General features: G+C 68.2%; 18 protein-coding genes. 12 read left to right on the forward strand and 6 right to left on the reverse strand.

The window, feature by feature from the left end; all coding sequences use genetic code 11:
* Positions 1-65 precede the first annotated feature (65 nt).
* The gene (mprF, locus tag KIH07_RS03955) at positions 66-2,633 is read left to right on the forward strand and encodes a bifunctional lysylphosphatidylglycerol flippase/synthetase MprF (RefSeq protein WP_226490727.1); all 2,568 of its coding nucleotides are present in this window, start codon (positions 66-68) and stop codon (positions 2,631-2,633) included.
* Positions 2,630-4,024: an AcvB/VirJ family lysyl-phosphatidylglycerol hydrolase gene (locus KIH07_RS03960; RefSeq protein WP_226490728.1), complete on the forward strand. Its 1,395-nt coding sequence runs from the start codon at positions 2,630-2,632 to the stop codon at positions 4,022-4,024. Before mprF ends, KIH07_RS03960 begins: the two co-directional genes overlap by 4 nt.
* 156 nt (positions 4,025-4,180) lie before the next feature.
* Here the strand turns inward: KIH07_RS03960 and KIH07_RS03965 are convergent, their stop codons facing one another.
* Together KIH07_RS03965 and KIH07_RS03970 are read right to left on the reverse strand one after the other, a co-directional pair.
* Positions 4,181-4,768: an NADPH-dependent FMN reductase gene (locus KIH07_RS03965; RefSeq protein WP_226490729.1), complete on the reverse strand. Its 588-nt coding sequence runs from the start codon at positions 4,766-4,768 to the stop codon at positions 4,181-4,183.
* 234 nt (positions 4,769-5,002) lie between these two features.
* Complete coding sequence (locus tag KIH07_RS03970) at positions 5,003-5,317, reverse strand: TfoX/Sxy family protein (protein ID WP_226490730.1); 315 nt, start codon at positions 5,315-5,317, stop codon at positions 5,003-5,005.
* Positions 5,318-5,460: 143 nt separating this feature from the next.
* Here KIH07_RS03970 and mnmG point away from each other — a divergent pair, with 143 nt between their 5' ends.
* The 7 genes from mnmG (at position 5,461) to KIH07_RS04005 (ending at position 12,192) form a co-directional block, all read left to right on the forward strand.
* Positions 5,461-7,425: a tRNA uridine-5-carboxymethylaminomethyl(34) synthesis enzyme MnmG gene (mnmG, locus tag KIH07_RS03975; protein ID WP_226490731.1), complete on the forward strand. Its 1,965-nt coding sequence runs from the start codon at positions 5,461-5,463 to the stop codon at positions 7,423-7,425.
* 145 nt (positions 7,426-7,570) lie between these two features.
* The gene (rsmG, locus tag KIH07_RS03980) at positions 7,571-8,326 is read left to right on the forward strand and encodes a 16S rRNA (guanine(527)-N(7))-methyltransferase RsmG (protein ID WP_226490732.1); all 756 of its coding nucleotides are present in this window, start codon (positions 7,571-7,573) and stop codon (positions 8,324-8,326) included.
* A gap of 502 nt (positions 8,327-8,828) precedes the next feature.
* Positions 8,829-9,443, forward strand: a complete 615-nt coding sequence (locus KIH07_RS03985; protein ID WP_226490733.1) for a LysE family translocator — start codon at positions 8,829-8,831, stop codon at positions 9,441-9,443.
* A 114-nt stretch (positions 9,444-9,557) separates the two neighbouring features.
* Entirely contained in the window at positions 9,558-10,328 is a 771-nt protein-coding gene (locus tag KIH07_RS03990; RefSeq protein WP_226490734.1) for a ParA family protein, read from the forward strand.
* Positions 10,329-10,344: 16 nt separating this feature from the next.
* Positions 10,345-10,893 carry an RBBP9/YdeN family alpha/beta hydrolase gene (locus KIH07_RS03995; protein WP_226490735.1) on the forward strand — a complete coding sequence of 183 codons (549 nt, stop codon included), beginning with the start codon at positions 10,345-10,347 and terminating at the stop codon, positions 10,891-10,893.
* 119 nt (positions 10,894-11,012) lie between these two features.
* Positions 11,013-11,207, forward strand: a complete 195-nt coding sequence (locus tag KIH07_RS04000; RefSeq protein WP_319004778.1) for a cupin domain-containing protein — start codon at positions 11,013-11,015, stop codon at positions 11,205-11,207.
* A 58-nt stretch (positions 11,208-11,265) separates the two neighbouring features.
* Complete coding sequence (locus KIH07_RS04005; protein WP_226490737.1) at positions 11,266-12,192, forward strand: ParB/RepB/Spo0J family partition protein; 927 nt, start codon at positions 11,266-11,268, stop codon at positions 12,190-12,192.
* A 264-nt stretch (positions 12,193-12,456) separates the two neighbouring features.
* Here the strand turns inward: KIH07_RS04005 and KIH07_RS04010 are convergent, their stop codons facing one another.
* From KIH07_RS04010 to KIH07_RS04025, 4 genes are all read right to left on the reverse strand, one after another.
* Positions 12,457-13,296 carry a hypothetical protein gene (locus KIH07_RS04010; protein ID WP_226490738.1) on the reverse strand — a complete coding sequence of 280 codons (840 nt, stop codon included), beginning with the start codon at positions 13,294-13,296 and terminating at the stop codon, positions 12,457-12,459.
* A 49-nt stretch (positions 13,297-13,345) separates the two neighbouring features.
* On the reverse strand, positions 13,346-13,927 hold the full coding sequence (locus KIH07_RS04015; RefSeq protein ID WP_226490739.1) for a tetratricopeptide repeat protein: 582 nt from the start codon (positions 13,925-13,927) through the stop codon (positions 13,346-13,348).
* A gap of 159 nt (positions 13,928-14,086) precedes the next feature.
* Entirely contained in the window at positions 14,087-15,511 is a 1,425-nt protein-coding gene (locus KIH07_RS04020) for an FAD-binding oxidoreductase (RefSeq protein WP_226490740.1), read from the reverse strand.
* Positions 15,512-15,630: 119 nt separating this feature from the next.
* The gene (locus KIH07_RS04025) at positions 15,631-15,933 is read right to left on the reverse strand and encodes an EF-hand domain-containing protein (RefSeq protein WP_226490741.1); all 303 of its coding nucleotides are present in this window, start codon (positions 15,931-15,933) and stop codon (positions 15,631-15,633) included.
* Between the two features lie 218 nt (positions 15,934-16,151).
* On the opposite strand from KIH07_RS04025, the gene KIH07_RS04030 reads away from it, so the two are divergent.
* The 3 genes from KIH07_RS04030 (at position 16,152) to boxB (ending at position 18,760) form a co-directional block, all read left to right on the forward strand.
* Positions 16,152-16,718 carry a cob(I)yrinic acid a,c-diamide adenosyltransferase gene (locus KIH07_RS04030; protein WP_226490742.1) on the forward strand — a complete coding sequence of 189 codons (567 nt, stop codon included), beginning with the start codon at positions 16,152-16,154 and terminating at the stop codon, positions 16,716-16,718.
* A complete protein-coding gene (locus KIH07_RS04035; RefSeq protein ID WP_226490743.1) occupies positions 16,715-17,095 on the forward strand; it encodes a hypothetical protein in 381 nt (126 codons plus the stop codon). Before KIH07_RS04030 ends, KIH07_RS04035 begins: the two co-directional genes overlap by 4 nt.
* Before the next feature lie 171 nt (positions 17,096-17,266).
* Positions 17,267-18,760: a benzoyl-CoA 2,3-epoxidase subunit BoxB gene (boxB, locus tag KIH07_RS04040; protein ID WP_226490744.1), complete on the forward strand. Its 1,494-nt coding sequence runs from the start codon at positions 17,267-17,269 to the stop codon at positions 18,758-18,760.
* Positions 18,761-18,763 lie beyond the last annotated feature (3 nt).

Genomic DNA, 18,763 nt, shown 5'->3' on the forward strand with positions numbered 1-18,763 from the left:
CAACTTGAGATCGCGGTGGGCGTGTCGATGACCCTCTGTATTTGTTTGATGCCCTGGCCCACTCCGTGAAGATCCCCACCCCCGAAACGCTGCTGGCCCAACTGACCCGTTGGCGCTTCTGGCTGTACGCCGCACTCGCCTTGCTGCTGGGCGCCCTGTTGGTGCAGGCGGCGCACAAGGTGATGACCGAGCTGAGCTACGGCGCCATCGTCGAGGCGGTGCGCGGCACGTCGCCGCTCGCCTTGCTGCTGTCGGTGCTGGCCACGGCGCTGAGCTTTCTGGCGCTGACCTTTTACGACCGCTCCGCCCTGCGCTACGCGGGCGCCGGGCTGCCCTACCGCGTGGTGGCCGAGACCTCGTTCATCGCCTTTGCCCTGTCCAACACCATGGGGCTGGGCGTGCTCACGGGCGGCGCGGTGCGCATGCGCCTGTACGGCGCGGCGGGGCTGGAGGCGGGGCTGATCACCCGCGCCATCGCGTTCAACGCCATCGGTTTTGGTGTGGGTATCGTGGTGGTGGGCGCGGCCTCGCTGGTGTGGGGCGCCGGGGCGGTGGCGTCCATGGTGGGGCTGTCGGCCGGGCTGCTGAAGGCCCTGGGCGTGGTGGTGCTGCTGGCGGCGGCGGCGTTTGTCGGGGTGTGCCGCGGCGGCGGCGACGATCTGCGTCTGGCGGGCTGGTCGCTGCGCCTGCCCAGCGCGTCCATCGCCGCGCAGCAGCTGCTGATCTCGGCCGTGGACGTGGTGGCGGCGGCGGCGGCGCTGTGGTTCCTGCTGCCCGAGGGGGCGATCGGCTTTCCGGCTTTCGTGGGTTTCTATTCGCTGGCCATCGCGCTGGGCGTGATCAGCCATGTGCCGGCCGGCCTGGGGGTGTTCGAGGCGGTGATGCTGCTGGCCCTGGGCCCGCAGGTGCCCGCCCACCAGCTGGTGAGCGCGCTGGTGCTCTACCGCGCCGTCTACCACTTGCTGCCGCTGGTGTTGGCGCTGGCGCTGCTGGTGTTGTCCGAACTGCAGCGCGGCGCCGCCACGCCGGTGGTGCGGGCGGCGGCCAGCCTGTCGCCGCTGCTGCTGTCGGCTTTCACTTTCGTGATCGGCGTGATGCTGCTGGTGTCGGGCGTGACGCCGGCGACCGGGGACGCGACCGCCCTGCTCGCGCAGCTGATGCCGCTGCCCATCGTCGAAGCGGCCCACTTCCTGGGCAGCATCATCGGTCTGGCGCTGCTGTTCGTGGCCCGGGGCATGTTCCTGCGGCTCGACGCGTCCTGGTGGGCCGGCCTGATCCTGGCGCTGGTGAGCCTGGTGCTCTGCCTGCCCAAGGGCATCGCGGTGTCCGAGGCGGTGCTGCTCGGCGTGCTGACGGCGAGCCTGGCGCTCTCGCGCCGGCAGTTCAACCGCCGGGCGGCGCTGTTTTCACAGGCCTTCACCAGCGGCTGGCTGGCCGCGGTGGCGGTGGTGGTGGCGGCCACCGGGGCCCTGCTGTTCTTCGTCTACCGCGACGTTGCCTACGTGAACCGGGTCTGGTGGCAGTTTGCGTTTGACGGCCACGCGCCGCGCTCGCTGCGGGCCATGGTGGCGGTGGCGCTGGTGGCGTTCATCGTGGCCCTGGTCCAGCTGCTGCGCCGGCCCCACCCGGCGTTGATCAAGCCCAGCGCCGAGGCGCTCGAGCAGGCGGCGCGCATCGTGCGCGCGCAGGGGGTGGCGGGCGCGGGGCTGGTGATGATGGGCGACAAGAGCCTGATGCTGTCCGAGTCGCAGCGGGCCTTTGTCATGTTCGGGCGGCGCGGCCGCTCCTGGGTGGCGCTGTACGACCCGGTGGGGCCGGCCAGCGAGTGGCCCGAGCTGGTGTGGCGCTTCGTCGAGCAGGCGCGCGAGTCCGGCGGGCGGGCGGCGTTCTACCAGGTGCGGCCCGAGGCGCTGCCGGTGTACCTGGACGCCGGTCTGCGCGTCTACAAGCTGGGCGAGTGCGCCCTGGTGGACCTGCCGGGCTTCAGCCTGCAGGGCAAGCAGCGGGCCAACCTGCGCCACGGCGTGGCGCGGGCGCAGCGCGAGGGCCTGGGTTTCGAGGTGTTGCCTCCCGGCGCGGCGGCGCCGGTGTTCGACGAGCTGCAGGCGGTGTCGGACGCCTGGCTGAACGACCACAGCACGGCCGAGAAGGCCTTTTCGCTGGGCGCGTTCCAGCGCGACTACGTGCTGGGCCAGCCGGTGGCGCTGGTGCGGCAGGCCGGCCGGGTGGTGGCGTTTGCCACCCTGATGTGCACCGACCAGAAGGTCGAGGCCAGCGTGGACCTGATGCGCCAGTTGCCCGACGCGCCGCGCAGCTCGATGGATTTCCTGTTTGCCCAGGTGATCCTGCACTTCCAGGCCCAGGGCTTCCAGCGCTTCAACCTGGGCATGGTGCCGTTGGCGGGCATGGCCCAGCACCCGCTGGCGCCCAACTGGCAGCGCCTGGCGCGCCTGCTGTTCAACCACGGCGAGAACTTCTACAACTTCCAGGGCCTGCGCGCCTTCAAGGCGAAGTTCGACCCGGTCTGGGAGCCGCGCTACCTGACCGCGCCGGGCGGGCTGGCGCCTTTCATCATCCTCACCGACATCGCCGCCCTGATCGCCGGCGGCTTCCGACGGGTCATGTCCAAATGAACACCTTTGCCACCGCCTTGCTGGCGTTTTGTTGTGCGCTGACCGTGCCGGGCCCGGCGCAAGCGCAGGAAAAAATCTCGCACGGCCGCTTCAAGGACGTGTCGCTCTACCGCCCCAAAGGCGAGGTGAAGTCGTTCGCGATCCTGCTCTCGGGGGAGGCCGGCTGGACGCCCGCCATGGCCGCCATGGCCAAACCGCTGGTGGAGCAGGGCGCGGTGGTGGCGGGCGTGAGCACGCCGCAGCTGCTGGCCCTGCTGGAGAAAGACGGCGGCGACTGCGCCCTGCCCGATGGCGATTTTGAGAACCTCTCGCACTTCCTGCAGGGTTACGCGCGCCTGCCGGCTTACTACCCGCCGCTGCTGGTGGGGCAGGCGTCGGGCGCCAGCCTGGCCTACGCCCTGCTCGCCCAGGCGCCCGAAGGCACCTTCGCTGGCGCCCTGTCGCTGGGCTTCTGCCCCGAGCTGGTGTTTTCCAAACCCTTGTGCAAGGGCGAGGGCGTTCATTTCAGACAGCAGGCTGACAAGCGTGCGCTCACTCTGCAGCCTGCCGGCAAGCTGCGGGCACCCTGGATCGCCCTGCACAGCAGCGACGACAAGGTGTGCGAGGCCGGGGCCGTCCAGGCCTTCGTGGCCCAGGTGCCCGGGGCCGAACTGGTCTCGCTACCGGGGGCGGAGCACGGCGTGCTGTCCGGCAAGGCGGCGCTGCTGGCCTACCAGGCGGCCTACCGCCAGCTCACGGCGGCGGTGGTGCTCAAGCCGCCGGGCGCCGGCAGCGACATCGCCGATCTGCCGCTGGTGGAGGTGCCGTCCAGCGTGCCGTCCGACGTCTTTGCCGTGCTGGTGTCGGGGGACGGCGGCTGGGCCGGCCTGGACAAGAAGGTGGCCGCCGTCATGGCCGCGCGCGGTGTGCCGGTGGTCGGGCTGGACTCGTTGCGCTATTTCTGGAAGCAGCGCACGCCGCAGGGGCTGGCCAGCGACCTGGACCGGCTGCTGCGCCATTACGCCGTGAAATGGAAGAAAAGCCGGGTGGTGCTGATCGGTTACTCCCAGGGGGCCGACGTGTTGCCGTTTGCGCTGAACCGGATGTCCAGCGCCTCCCGGAGCCTGGTGGCGCACACGGTGCTGATCGGGCCGGGGGAGAAGGCATCGTTCGAGTTCAAGCTGTCGAACTGGGTGGTGCGCAACCACCTGGGCCTGCGGCTCAAGCCCGAGCTGGCCAGCCTGTCGGCCGCCACCACCACCTGCCTCTACGGCAGCGACGACCGCGACACCATCTGCCCCACGACCTCGACCGAGCTGGTGACCCCGGTGCAGCTCAAGGGCGACCACCACTTCGGCGGCAACTACGAACTGCTGGGCGAGCAGATCCTGTTGCACGCAAAAGTTCCCTGAGGGTGTAGCGCGAAACGCTGCAGGGGTGTTTCACTCGTGCCGGAGCACGCATCCCGACGCATGAAACGGTCCAGCCCAGGGCACCGCCGGGCCGGCTTTGCCGGACGGCCAGTGCCGCCCCCTTGAGGGGGTCGCGCGAAGCGCGGCGGGGGTGTTTCATCCTAAGCGCTGTGCCGCGTGCAGCACCTGGTCCACCACGCCCTGCACGCTGCGGCGGGCGGTCTCGGCGATCAGCCGACCGTCGGCATCGAACGCTTCGCTGGCTTTGGACAGGGCGAACTGTTTGGGCGCCACCCAGCACTGCAGGTTCATCAGCAGCGGCGCGAGGTGGCTCAGGCTGCGCAGGCCGCCGAGTGCGCCGGGCGAGGCCGAGAGCATGCCCACCACCTTGCCGGCGAAGGGCTTGCCGCCGTTGGCCCAGAGGGGATCGCCCGGTACGGGGCGCGAGACCCAGTCGATGGTGTTCTTCAGCAGGCCGGTGTAGCTGCCGTTGTACTCGGGCGAGACCACCAGCCAGGCCGGGTGGGCGTGGAAGACTTCCTTCAGGCGGATCGCGTCGTGCGGAATGCCGCGCGCTTCCAGGTCGCCGTTGTAGAGCGGCAGGTCGAAGTCGCCCAGCTCCAGGTGGGTGACCTGGGCACCGGCGGCGCGGGCGGCCTCGGCCGCGACACTGGCGAGCTTTCGGTTCCAGGACTGGGCGCGGCTGCTGCCGGCGAAAACGAGGAGGGGGATGGGGTTGGTCATGTGGGGGCCTTGGTGTGTGTGCGGCGCTGCGTTCATGAGAAAGCGCCATCCATGCGGTTGCGGCACGGTCAGCGGCCTCGCACCTGGGGCTCACGTTGACGGCCGATGCCGATCGGTCGATGGACGGCCTGGGCCGCGTTGCGGTTTCGATTGTGGGCCTGGCGGCTCCGGTCTCGGAGACGCAGGGTTGTTGTCGGGCGTGGTGCGCGGGCTTGGGCGAAAGGCGCCCAGCGCTCAGCGGCGGGGTGTCTTCAGCTCTCCGAACTCTTCCTGCGCGTCCAGCGCCAGCAGCAGGCTGGTGCGGTGTTCGCGTGCCACGGTCTGCCAGGGCAGGCCGGTGAGCGCCGCTTCGAGCCCCCAGAGCAGGTTGAGGCTGGCGCGCGGGTCGTTGCGTTTCACCCGGGCGTAGGCGGCCACCGATCCCAGCCGCCGCAGCGTGACCAGATCGGGAATGCCCGCCGCCGCCAGCATGGCCTGCGACTTCGGGCCGAGGCCGGGCAGGGTGGCGAGCGCCGGTTCACCGGTCGGGCGTGGGGCGGTGCTGGGCATGGGTGGGCGGCGAAGGGGCATTGATGGGACAATTGCGGGTTGCCCGAGCCACACACCGGCCGGGCGGCGGGTGTTTCACGTGAAACACGCCGCATCCGCATTGTCGGGCAGCGCGCCAGCCGCCGTGCCCTGGAGCTTTCACCATGTTGTACCCGCAAGAGTTTGATGTCATCGTCGTCGGCGGTGGCCACGCCGGCACCGAGGCCGCGCTGGCCGCCGCGCGCATGGGCTGCGCCACGCTGCTGCTCACGCACAACATCGAGACGCTGGGCCAGATGAGCTGCAACCCCAGCATCGGCGGCATCGGCAAGGGCCATCTGGTGAAAGAGGTGGACGCGCTGGGCGGGGCGATGGCGCTGGCCACGGACGAGGGCGGCATCCAGTTCCGCATCCTCAACAGCAGCAAAGGCCCGGCGGTGCGCGCCACCCGCGCCCAGGCCGACCGCATCCTGTACAAGGCCGCGATCCGCCGCATGCTGGAAAACCAGCCCAACCTGTGGCTGTTCCAGCAGGCGGTGGACGACCTGATGGTGGAGGGCGACCGCGTGGTGGGCGCCGTGACGCAGGTCGGCATCCGCTTCCGAAGCCGCACCGTGGTGCTGACGGCAGGCACCTTCCTCGACGGCAAGATCCACGTCGGCCTGAACAACTACGCCGCCGGCCGCGCGGGCGACCCGCCGGCGATCAGCCTGTCGGCCCGGCTCAAGGAGCTGAAGCTGCCGCAGGCGCGCCTGAAAACCGGCACGCCGCCGCGCATCGACGGCCGGACCATCGACTGGTCTAAATGCGCCGAGCAGCCCGGCGACGGCATGCCCGGCGGCATGAACCCGGACCAGCCGGTGCCGGTGTTCAGCTTCATGGGCAACACGGCCATGCACCCGCGGCAGATCCCGTGCTGGATCACCCACACCAACCTGCGCACGCACGAGATCATCCGCTCCGGTTTCGACCGCAGCCCCATGTTCACCGGCAAGATCGAGGGCGTGGGTCCGCGCTACTGCCCCAGCGTGGAAGACAAGATCAACCGCTTCGCCGACAAGGACAGCCACCAGATCTTCCTGGAGCCCGAGGGCCTGACCACGCACGAGGTCTACCCCAACGGCATCTCGACCAGCCTGCCGTTCGACATCCAGTACGCGCTGGTGCGCAGCATGCCGGGGCTGGAAAACGCCCACATCCTGCGGCCGGGCTACGCCATCGAATACGACTACTTCGACCCGCGTTCGCTCAAGAACAGCTTCGAGACCAAACAGATCCAGGGCCTGTTCTTCGCCGGCCAGATCAACGGCACCACCGGCTACGAAGAGGCCGCGGCCCAGGGTCTGTTCGCCGGCCTGAACGCTGCGCTGCAGTGCCAGGGTCAGGACGCCTGGCTGCCGCGCCGCGACGAGGCCTACCTGGGCGTGCTGGTCGACGACCTCGTGACGCAGGGCGTGACCGAGCCCTACCGCATGTTCACCAGCCGGGCCGAGTTCCGCCTGCAGCTGCGCGAGGACAACGCCGACATGCGCCTGACCGAAGCCGGGCGCCGGCTGGGCCTGGTGGACGATACGCGCTGGAACGCCTTCAGCCGCAAACGCGACGCGGTGGCACGGGAGACCGAGCGCCTCAAGTCCACCTGGGTGAACCCGCGCAATCTGCCCGCGGCCGAAAGCGAGCGCGTGCTGGGCAAGGCCATCGAACACGAGCACAACCTGTTCGACCTGCTGCGCCGCCCGGCCGTGGGCTACGCCGATCTGCTGGGCATGGACGGCGGCAAGTACAACCCCGTGGCCAAGGCCGACGACGCCGATGCCCGCCCGGTGGTTTCACGTGAAACACTGGGTGCGCTGTATGCGCCGGTGGTGGAGCAGGTCGAGATCGCGGCCAAGTATTCGGGCTACATCGACCGCCAGAAGGACGAAGTGGAGCGCGCCGCGCACCACGAGGGCATGAAGCTGCCGGCCGATCTGGACTACCTGCAGGTGGCCGCGCTGTCGTTCGAGGCGCGGCAGAAACTGGCCAAGCACCGGCCCGAAACCCTGGGCCAGGCCTCGCGCATCTCGGGCATCACGCCGGCCAGCATCTCGCTGCTGCTGATCCACCTGAAGAAGGGAGGGTGGAAATGAGGCACCCCCTGCGCCGCTTCGCGGCTTCTCCCGCTCTCGCCTGCGGCGGGAGGGGGACGCAACCTGTGGCCGGTCCTGAGCTTGTCGAAGGGCGGTTCCACGGCTGCTCTGGTTGTGTGCTCACGCTTCGGGGTGGGGTTTTGGCATGAGTGGTGCGGAGTTGAAATCGACGCTCGAAACCGGTCTGCGCGAGCTGGGCCTGGCGTTGTCATCGGCGCAAGTCGACCAGTTGCTCGCCTACCTGGACCTGATCGCCAAGTGGAACAAGGTCTACAACCTGACCGCCGTGCGCGACCCGGCCGAGATGATGACGCACCACCTGCTGGACAGCCTGGCCGCCATCGGCCCGCTGCTGCGCCAGACCGGCGGCCAGCCGTGTTCCGTCGCCGGGCCGCCCCCAGGCGAAACAGTCCCCGGACCCGGCGGAGACCGGGTCCCTTCCCGGTCTTGGGGCAGCGACCCGCGCATCCGTCTGCTGGATGTGGGCTCGGGCGGTGGGTTGCCAGGGGTGGTGATCGCCATCACCTGTCCGCAGATCAACGTGACCTGCGTGGACACGGTGGGCAAGAAGGCCGCGTTCATCCAGCAGGCGGCCGCCGCCCTGAAACTGCCGAACCTGCGGGGCGTGCACGCGCGGGTGGAGTCGTTGAAGGCGGAAGAGGGCGCTGGGTTTGATGTGGTCTGCTCGCGGGCCTTTGCCTCACTGGTGGATTTCACGGCCTGGTCTGCGTCGGCCCTGAAGCCGGGGGCGGTGTGGATGGCGATGAAGGGCAAACTTCCTTCTGAAGAGATCGCCGCACTGCCCGAGTCGGTGTCGGTGTTTCACGTGGAACAGTTGGTGGTGCCGGGGCTGGATGCGGAGCGCTGCATCGTGTGGCTTCGTCCGGCTTCTTTGGCCTGAGTCTTTTCTTTCCTGTGTCTCGCTCAGAGACCTCGCGCAGGACGGTGGCGTCATGCGCGTTCTCCAGCCCACGCTCGCGGGCCGACGGATTTGTTCGCTGGCATGGCTTCGTCAACACCGGGCTGGCGGGCCTCCTTTTGTGGCCACCGCGAATGGGGCCCGCGCCCGCGCACGCCACCACCATCCTGTGAGCAGCGACCGAGCGGGCTTCTGTTCGATGACCCTTTGGCCACTGGAGGGGGTTGGTTTGGGTGGGAGGGCGCAGGCCCCATTCGCGGTTGCCACGGAGCGGGCGCGCCAGTGCGGTGTTGACGCCAACCCGGTCGAGCGCCAAAAGCCTCCGCCCGCGAGCGTGGGCCGGAGAAATCCCACCCGGACCAACCCCCTCTGCGAACACGCCACGAACGCAAAACGCAACGCAAGCCAAGACACACGAAAGAAGAGCAAAAGGAAGAGCAGGGCTGTCACGTAAACTCAGCCCCTCAACTCCCGGGGTTTTCATATGTTCGGCATCGCAGATTACGGCGCGTTTGTCGCCGCCATTGTCTTGTTCCTGGCCATTCCCGGCCCGGGCAACCTCGCTCTCATCACCTCCACCGGCAAGGGCGGCACCCGTGGCGGGCTGGCCGCCACCTTCGGCCTCATCGCTGGCGACCAGGTGCTGATGTGGATGGCGGTGGCCGGCGTGGCGGCCCTGCTCGCGGCCTACCCCACGGCCTTCAGCGCCGTGCAATGGCTGGGCGCCGCCTACCTCGCCTGGCTGGGCTTGCGGATGCTCACCGCCAAGCCCGGTGCCAAACCCGTGCTCAACATCCGTCCGCGCCAGTACTTCCAGCAGGCGCTCACCATCACCCTGCTCAACCCCAAGGCCATCGTGTTCTACATGGCCTTCTTCCCGCTGTTCGTGGACCCGGCCAGCCACCAGGGGCTGCTCACCTTCGGCGCCATGGCCGCCACCATCGCCGTGCTCACCTTCCTGTATGGCCTGATCGTCGTGCTGCTGACGCACCATCTGGCCGAGCGCATGCGCGCCAACCCCCGCATCGCGCGCACGCTGGAAAAACTCGCCGGCGTCTTCCTGATCGGCTTCGGCATCAAGCTGGCCATCTCCAAATGAGGCCTGCCGTCATGAAAGCACGCCACGGCATGCGTGGTGCCGGGCCGTCCCAAGCCGCGCGCGCCTCCTGGAGCGGCGGCGCGGCACCCGAAGTGACCTGCCTGGGGGCCTTGCATGGCTAAGATTTTCTGTGTCGCCAACCAGAAGGGCGGCGTCGGCAAGACCACCACCACCGTCAACCTCGCCGCCGGCCTGGCCAAGGTGGGGCAGCGCGTGCTGATGGTGGACCTGGACCCGCAGGGCAACGCCACCATGGGCTCGGGCGTGGACAAACGCAGCCTGGCGTTGACGGTGTACGACGTGCTGCTGGAGTCGGCCAGCGTGGCGGAGGCGGCGGTGCTGTCGGAAAAATGCGGCTACCACGTGCTCGGGGCCAACCGCGAGCTGGCCGGGGCCGAGGTCGAGCTGGTCGAGCTGGAGCGGCGCGACAAACGCCTGAAGGCCGCGCTCGCGGCGGTCGACACCGACTACGACTTCGTGCTGGTCGACTGCCCGCCCTCCCTGAGCATGCTCACGCTCAACGGCCTGTGCGCCGCACACGGCGTGATCGTGCCCATGCAGTGCGAATACTTCGCGCTCGAAGGCCTGACCGATCTGGTCAACACCATCAAGCAGGTGCACGCCAACCTCAACCCCGACCTGCAGATCATCGGCCTGCTGCGCGTCATGTTCGACCCGCGCATCACCCTGCAGCAGCAGGTGAGCGACCAGCTCAAGGCCCACTTCGGCGACAAGGTGTTCGACTCCGTGATCCCCCGCAACGTGCGCCTGGCCGAAGCGCCCAGCTACGGTCTGCCCGGCGTGGTGTTCGACCCGGCGGCGCGCGGCAGCCAGGCCTTCGTGTCCTTTGCCTCCGAAATGGTCGAGCGCATCCGCAAGCTCTAGCCCGCAACTGTTTCACGTGAAACCCGACAACGTCCTCATCCTGCCCGGCTGGCAAAACAGCGGGCCCGACCATTGGCAGAGCCGCTGGGAGGCCCTGCACGGCTACCGCCGCGTGGAGCAGCACGACTGGATGACCCCAAGACGCGGCGACTGGATCGCGCGGCTGGAAGACGTGATCCTGGGCATCGATGGCCCGGTGCTGCTCGTGGCCCACAGCCTGGGCTGCATCCTGACCGCCGCTTGGGGCCAGGTGTCGCGCAGCACGGGGCGGGTGCAGGGCGCGCTGCTGGTGGCGCCGGGCGATCCGGAACGCGAAGAGTTGCGCGGCCTGTTGCCCAGCTGGTCGCCCATCGTCCGCCAGCGCCTGCCGTTTCCCAGCATCCTGGTGGGCAGCCGCAACGACCCGTACTGCACGTTCGACAAGGCCCAGTCGCTGGCCGACAGCTGGGGATCACGTTTCATCGACCTGGGCGAGCGGGGGCACATCAATGCCGAATCGGGCTTGGGGGACTGGCCGGAGGGCCATGCCATGCTTCTTGGGCTGAGCCTCCGTGCAGACGCCTGACTTCTTTCGATAACGACATGCCAAAAATTCACTTGCCGACGTTTGCCGAATCGCTGCCACACCCCTGGCGCTCCCAGGTGCTGGGCCGGGCAGCAGGGGCGAATGTCAAAGTGCTTCGAATGGACGACGCAGCCTACCCCGACGAGTCACACGACTTCGACGAAGCCCTGCTGGTGGTTGATGGGCAGATGAACCTCGACCTGTCCGGGCAGCGTGTGGAGGTGCAGGCCGGGGAGGTTTTCATCGTCCCGGCGGGCATCCCGCATGCGGTGGCCCCTGGCAGCCATGGCACGCTGGTGATCATCGACCGGTAGGCGATCCCGAGCGAAGCGTCTCCCAACGTCCACCACAAACACCCGCCACACCACACACATGGTCACCAAAAAACCCAAAGGCCTAGGCCGCGGACTCGAAGCCCTGCTGGGCCCCAAAGTGGCGGAAGCCGCTTCGCCCGACGCACAGGAAAACGAGCGCAACCAGACGCCGACCAGCCTGTCGCTGACCGAACTGGTCCCGGGTGTCTACCAGCCGCGCACGCGCATGGACGAGGGCGCGCTGTACGAGCTGGCCGAGTCGATCAAGGCCCAGGGCATCATGCAGCCCATCCTGGTGCGCAAGCTGGTCGATGGCCCGAACGCTGGCAAGTACGAAATCATCGCGGGCGAGCGGCGCTTCCGCGCCTCCCGGCTGGCCGGGCTGGACAGCGTGCCGGTGCTGGTGCGCGACGTGCCGAACGAGGCCGCCGCGGCCATGGCGCTGATCGAAAACATCCAGCGCGAAGACCTCAACCCACTGGAAGAAGCTCAGGGTTTACAACGTCTGGTAAAGGAGTTTGGGCTCACTCACGAACAGGCGGCCCAGGCCGTGGGCCGCTCGCGCAGCGCGGCCAGCAACCTGCTGCGCCTGCTGCAGCTGGCCGAGCCGGTGCAGACCATGCTGATGGCGGGCGACCTGGACATGGGGCATGCGCGCGCGCTGCTGACGCTGGACAAAGCGACCCAGATCACGGCCGGCAACCAGATCGCGGCGAAAAAGATGTCGGTGCGCGAGGCCGAGAGCCTGGTGAAAAAACTCAGCGCCGAGTTTGAACTGGCGCCGCAGAAGCTCAAGAAAGAGAAGTCGCGCGACATCAAGCGCGTCGAAGAAGAGCTGTCGGACCTGCTGACCGCCGAGGTGGAGGTGCGGGTGAAAAAGCGCGTCAAGCGCCACGGCCGCGTGGAAGAGCAGGGCGAACTGGCGATCCAGTTCGGCTCGCTGGACGAGCTCAACGGCTTGATCGATAAGCTCAGGAGGGGCTGACTCCCCCTGCGCCGCTGCGCGGCTTCCCCCCAGGGGGACGGCGCCCTTTGACCGGCGGAGCCGGATCTTCGGCGCCTCTGGGTTTGGGGTATTGGCGCGCCGGTTGCGCTGCCTGTCATCGGGCCCCAAAAAACAAAGGCCTCCTGAAGGAAGCCTTGTTCGAAGGAGGGGAAGTCCCTCAGCAGATGCCGAAGGTCCGGCTTCGCCGGCCTAAGGGCATCGTCCCCCTGGGGGGGAAGCCGCAAAGCGGCGCAGGGGGGGACCTCAGTTACCGACTTTGAGCTGACCACCGCGGCCCAGGCCGCCCTTGACTTCCTGCGCCTTGTAGTTGCGCAGCGAAATCACCATGTTGTTGTAGGCGTCGGTGAACGCGGCCACGGTGGCTTTGCCGGCCGGGGTGCGCGAGAAGCCGCTGAGGGCGCCGCCAGCGCTGGGGCCGAAGGCGCCGAGCGCGGCACCGTAGTTGGTGGCCGTGGCGTTGCCTTCGGAGATGGCGATCTGCACGCCCGAGCGGATGTCCAGCAGGGTCATGGTGACCACCGAGGCCTTGCTCTCCAGCGAGCCGGCCAGCACGCCCAGGTTGCGGTTGCGCCCGCCCAGCAGGCCGCCGAGCGCGCCGGCGATCTGGCCGGTGGACTCGTCGTCGATGATCACGGCGGGTTCCAGGTAGTAGTCGGCGGCGACACGCTGGCCCTTTTGCTGCTTGGAGCCGGCGCGGAACTCGCCCGAGTTGCGCTGCTTGTCGGTGATCGCCGAAATCTTGCTTTCGGTGCGGTTGTTGCCGATCGAGGTGATCACGAAGCAGTTCGACTGCTGCACCGCCAGACGGATCAGCGGCTCGATGGTGGTGACCTTGGTGGCCTCGCCGAAGCTGGCGTACCACTCCTTGCCACGGCCGTCGTCCACCGCCAGCGTGCCCAGCGGCGAATCGCAGCGCTCCAGGCCGCTGTTGGCGCCCACGCTGGTGCCGCCTGCGGCGGCGCCGGTGGTGGCGGTACCACCACCACCGGTGGAGACGGTGCCGCCACCCGGGGTGACGCAGCCGGCCAGGGCCAGCGAGGTGGCCAGAGCGGCCCAGCGGAGGGTTGTCGAGGTCGAGGTCATATGAAGCTACTTTCTCTCTTGATGAACGGGTTCGTGAATCTGCAGGACTTCAGCGGTCGTACCAGCCGCTGGGGCCCCAATGCCAGTAGTAGGTGTAGCCGGTGGTCCAGTAGCCGGCCCAGGATTTGCGGTGTGCCTCGCGCCACTGGTAGTACCGCTGCTCGTCCTTTTTGGCGGCCGTGGCCTCGGCGAGCAGTTTTTTGGCCTCCTTGCTGCCCTTGGCCGCGGCCATGGTGAGCCAGGTTTCGGCCTCCGCGGGGTCGGAGCCCATCTCCTCCAGCCCCATCAGATAGAAACGCCCGAGCGCCAGTTGAGCGCCCACCACGCCGCGCTCGCCCGCGCTGCGCATCCACTGCAGGGCCTGGTAGCTGTTCTTCTCCACGCCATCGCCGCGGAAATAGCGCAGGCCGAGGTCGAAGGCCGCACGAGGGTCTTTGTCGGCCAGCAGGGTGAGGGCGGCCAGACGCTGTTCGGCGACGGGGTCGTTGGGCTCCACCCGGAAGGTGGACGAGTTGCGCGGACGGTCGGAGCAGCCCGATGCGTCGCAGATGCGGATGGTGGCGCCCGGTTCGGGCGTCTGTGCGCTGGCCGTGACAGCAATCAGCAGCAGGGAAAACAGCAAACGGTTCATGGCAGGTAACCTCCCTGTGTTTTGGGTACACATTTGGTATTCAAGTATAGCCACCCGCGTCGTGCCAGGGCCCGGGAACAGGCCGCCGCAGATGGCGACGAAGCTGCTCTGATACCCCATTCGGAGGACGCCTGCAAGTCGCGGTGCAGCAAGCGCCGCTCAGAGCGCGAAGATTTTGCCGGGGTTCAGGATGTTGTCCGGGTCGAGCGCGCGCTTGATGCTGCGCATCATGTCCACCGCGCCCGTGCCGGCCTCGGTGAGCAGGAAGTCCATCTTGTGCAGGCCCACGCCGTGTTCGCCGGTGCAGGTGCCTTCCAGGCTGAGCGCGCGCGCCACCAACTGGTGGTTCAGCTGCTCGGCGCGTTCGCGCTCTTCGGGGATGGCCGGGTCGATCAAATAGCCGAAGTGGAAGTTGCCGTCGCCCACATGGCCGACCAGGAAGTAGGGGATGCCGGAGGCATCGGCCTCGGCCACCGAGTCGAGCAGGCAGTCGGCCAGGCGGCTGATGGGCACGCAGGTGTCGGTGCTGATGGCGCGGCAGCCGGGCTTGCTCTGGATGGCCGCGAAGTAGGCGTTGTGCCGCGCGGTCCACAGGCGCGTGCGTTCTTCGGGCGTGGTCGCCCACTGGAAGGCCTTGCCCTCGAAGTCGGCGGCGATTTCCTGCACCGTCTCGGCCTGTTCCTTCACGCTCGCGGGCGAGCCGTGGAACTCCATCAGCAGCATGTGTTCTTCGCGCAGGCCGAGCTTGCTGTGCGCGTTGACCATGCGCACGGTGTTGGCGTCGATCAGCTCGCAGCGCGCGATCGGCACGCCGAGCTGGATCACCTGGATCACGGTGCGCACGGCGGCCTCGATGGTGGGGAAGGAGCAGGTCGCGGCCGAGATCGCTTCGGGCAGCGGGTAGAGCTTGAGCGTCACTTCGGTGATCACGCCCAGCGTGCCTTCGCTGCCCACCATCAGGCGCGTGAGGTCGTAGCCGGCGCTGCTCTTCTTGGCGCGGGTGCCGGTGCGGATCACTTCACCGCTGGCGGTGACCACTTCGAGCGCCAGCACGTTTTCGCGCATGGTGCCGTAGCGCACGGCGTTGGTACCGCTGGCGCGCGTGGCGGCCATGCCGCCGATGGAGGCGTCGGCGCCTGGGTCGATGGGGAAGAACAGGCCCTCGCTCTTCACCGCTTCGTTCACGGCCTTGCGCGTCACGCCGGGCTGCACCGTCACGGTCAGGTCTTCGGCGTTGATCGACAAGACCTGGTCCATGCGGCTCACGTCAATGCTGATGCCGCCCTGCACCGCGAGCAAATGGCCTTCGAGCGAGGAGCCCACGCCGAACGGGATCACCGGCACGCGGTGTGCGGCGGCCAGTTTCACGGCGTCGGCCACGTCCTGCGTGTTCTGGGCAAACACCACGGCGGCGGGCGGTGGCACGTCGTACACCGACTCGTCGCGACCGTGCTGTTCACGCACGGCCTGTGCGGTGGAGCACTGGGCCTTGAAGCGGTCCTGCAGGGCCGCCATCAACGCGGCCGGTACCGCACGTTGCCGGATCTCCGGGGTCAGATGGGCGAGGTGTTCGGGGGCGTTCATGGCGGTCTCCGTTCTGGGCCAGTCCTGGGGCCGCCCAGTTTACCGCCGGGGTTGTGCGCCGACACAGGCACCGCGCAGAGCCCCCGATGGCCTGCATGGTGCCCCGATGGTTCAGGCCATCAGCCTTTGCTGTCTTTCATGGCGCGCATGAACTCGGCCATGGAAATGGCGCCATCCTTGTTGACATCGATCTGCGCGAAGCTCTCCGCCACGGCGGGCAGGCTCTTGGCCTCTTCGCGGCTGAGCGATCCGCTGGCGTCCTTGTCGGCGGTGGCGAACGCGGCGCTGATTTCGCTGTTGCTCACCGGGGCCTCGGGCATGGAGGACTGGGCGAACGTGGCGCCGGCCGTGCCCAGGGTGAGGGTGGCGAACAGCATGACGCTGCGGGCTTCAAACAGGTCGATTCGTTTGCGGTCAAACATGGGGTCTTTCTCCTTGGGTGTTGAACGTGAACCCGCCGTCGAGGTGGCGGGGCAGTCCATTTCAAGGGAAACGGGCCTGTGGGGCCAATGGTTTTGCCTGCGGTTGCCTCACTGACAGCTTGCTTGCCTCAGACACATTTCCCTGCCCGCTGTAACCGCACCCGAATCCCCTCCACAATGCGTGGATTCGCACCACCCCATCGACCAAGGAGACCCCCATGGGCAATCGCCTGACACAGATCGCCACCCGCACCGGGGACGCCGGCACCACCGGCCTGGGCGACAACACCCGGGTGTCCAAACACAGCCTGCGCGTGCACGCCATGGGCGATGTGGACGAGCTCAACTCGCACATCGGCGTGCTGCTGTGCGAAGCCATGGCCGACGACGTGCGCGCGCTGCTGGTGGAGATCCAGCACCAGCTGTTCAACCTCGGTGGTGAGCTCTCCATCCCGGGCTATGAGCTGCTCAAGCCCGACGCGGTGCTCGCGCTGGACGAAGCGCTGGCCACCTACAACGAACAGCTGCCGCGCCTGCAGGAGTTCATCCTGCCCGCGGGCAACCGCGCCGCGGCCCAGGCCCATGTGTGCCGCACCGTGGCGCGCCGCGCCGAGCGCGCGGTGGTGGCGCTGGGCGATGAAGAGGCGATCAAGGAAGCCCCGCGCCAGTACCTCAACCGGCTCTCGGACCTGATGTTCGTGCTCGCGCGCGTGCTCAACCGCATGAACGGCGGCGACGACGTGTACTGGAAAAGCGAGCGCCTGGCGCGCGGGGCCGCCGAGTGAACGCGGTGCGCCGCCCGCCCATGGCCCCGGTGCTGTGGGCTGCGCTGGCGCTGGCCGGCGCCCAGGCGCCGGCCAGCGCCGCGGGCCCACTGGAACGCCCGGGGGCCGACGCGCAGCGCGTCGGCCTCGTGTGCGAGGCGGTCTACCTGCCCGCGCGCGCGCCCTGGGTGCGCACCGTGGACATCGGCTACGACCAGCGGCGCGTGCGCAGCGTGCACATCGACGGCATACCGGTCTACACGTTCACGGTCCAGGGCACGCTGATCCTCACGGCGCTGGACAACGAGCGCATCCAGATCGACACCGCCACTCAGACCTGGACCAGCGATTTCCGGGGCCTGGCGACGGCGCAAGGGCGCTGCGAACGGGCCCGCTGAGGCCCCACCTTCACGACCGGTCGGCCGCTGGGGTGGGCGCCCGAGGCCCGACCTCCATTTCTGGGCTGTATTTGATCTGGCGCAAATCTGTGCCTGGCGATAAGCAGGATAGTACGCATCGCTTGTTTCAAAACAGGCATTAAAGTGCATCACATCCACCCAGGAGACCCCATGAGCTCAGAAGACACCTTGATCGAAGCCCCGGAATCGGTGAACAGCGACCGTTTCGTGGAAGTCAGCTACGACGACGCCATCCCCAACAACGTGGATCTGTCGTCCGACCGCACCCTGCTGCGTGCGCTGGAGAGCTGGCACCCCGGCTACCTGGACTGGTGGCAGGACATGGGCCCAGAGGGTTTCCAGGACGCCGACGTGTACCTGCGCACCGCCGTGGGCGTGGACCCGGCCGGCTGGGCCAAGTTCGGCTACGTGAAGATGCCCGAGTACCGCTGGGGCATCCTGCTGGCCCCCCAGGTGGAAGGCCGCACCATTCCCCATGGCAAGCACAAGGGCGAGCCCGTCTGGCAGGAGGTGCCCGGCGAGTACCGCGCGCTGCTCAAGCGGCTGATCGTGGTGCAGGCCGACACCGAGCCGGCCTCGGTGGAGCAGCAGCGCTACCTGGGCAAGACCGCGCCCAGCCTGTACGACATGCGCAACCTGTTCCAGGTGAACGTGGAAGAAGGTCGCCACCTCTGGGCCATGGTCTACCTGCTGGTGAAGTACTTCGGCAAGGACGGCCGGGAGGAATCGCAGGCTCTGCTGGAGCGCCGCAGCGGGCAGCAGGACAACCCGCGCATCCTCGGCGCCTTCAACGAGCGCACGCCGGACTGGCTGAGCTTCTTCATGTTCACTTACTTCACCGACCGCGACGGCAAGATGCAACTCGCCGCCCTGGCCGAAAGCGGCTTTGACCCGCTGAGCCGCAGCTGCCGCTTCATGCTGACCGAAGAGGCGCACCACCTGTTCGTGGGCGAGACCGGCGTGGGCCGCACCATCGAGGCCACCTGCGCCGCCATGAACAAGGCCGGCATCACCGACCCCTTTGACACCGAGCGCATCCGCGCGCTCGGCGTGGTGGACCTGCCGTTGCTGCAGCGCAAGGCCAACTTCCACATGAGCGTGACGCGCGACCTGTTCGGCTCCGAAATCTCGTCCAACGCCGCCGACGCCTTCAGCGCCGGCCTCAAGGGCCGCTTCAACGAAGCCAAGCTCACGGGCGACGACCACCAGTTGCAGGATGCCACCTACAAGGTGCAACGGGTGGTCGATGGCGAGCTGGTGTGGGAAGACGTGCCCGCGCTGCGCGCCATCAACAGCCGCCTGCTCGACGACTACATCGCCGACTGCCAGGGCGGCATCGACCGCTGGAACAAGGCGATCGAGAAAGCGGGCATCCACTTCCGCTTCACCCAGCCGCACAAGGGTTTCAACCGCAAGATCGGCGAGTTCGCCGGCCACGCCATCAGCCCCGCTGGCGAGCTGCTGGGCGCCGAGAGCTGGGCCGCGCTGAAAGACGAGTGGTTGCCCAATGGCGACGACATGGCCTTCATCCACTCGCTCATGAAGCCCTGCCTCCGGGCCGGCGAATACGCCAGCTGGATCGCACCCCCGCGCATGGGCATCAACCAGCAGCCGGTGGACTACGAGTACGTGAAGATCGACTGAGCG

This window comes from Hydrogenophaga taeniospiralis, from assembly GCF_020510445.1.
In the GTDB taxonomy this organism is placed as follows: Bacteria; Pseudomonadota; Gammaproteobacteria; order Burkholderiales; family Burkholderiaceae_C; genus Hydrogenophaga.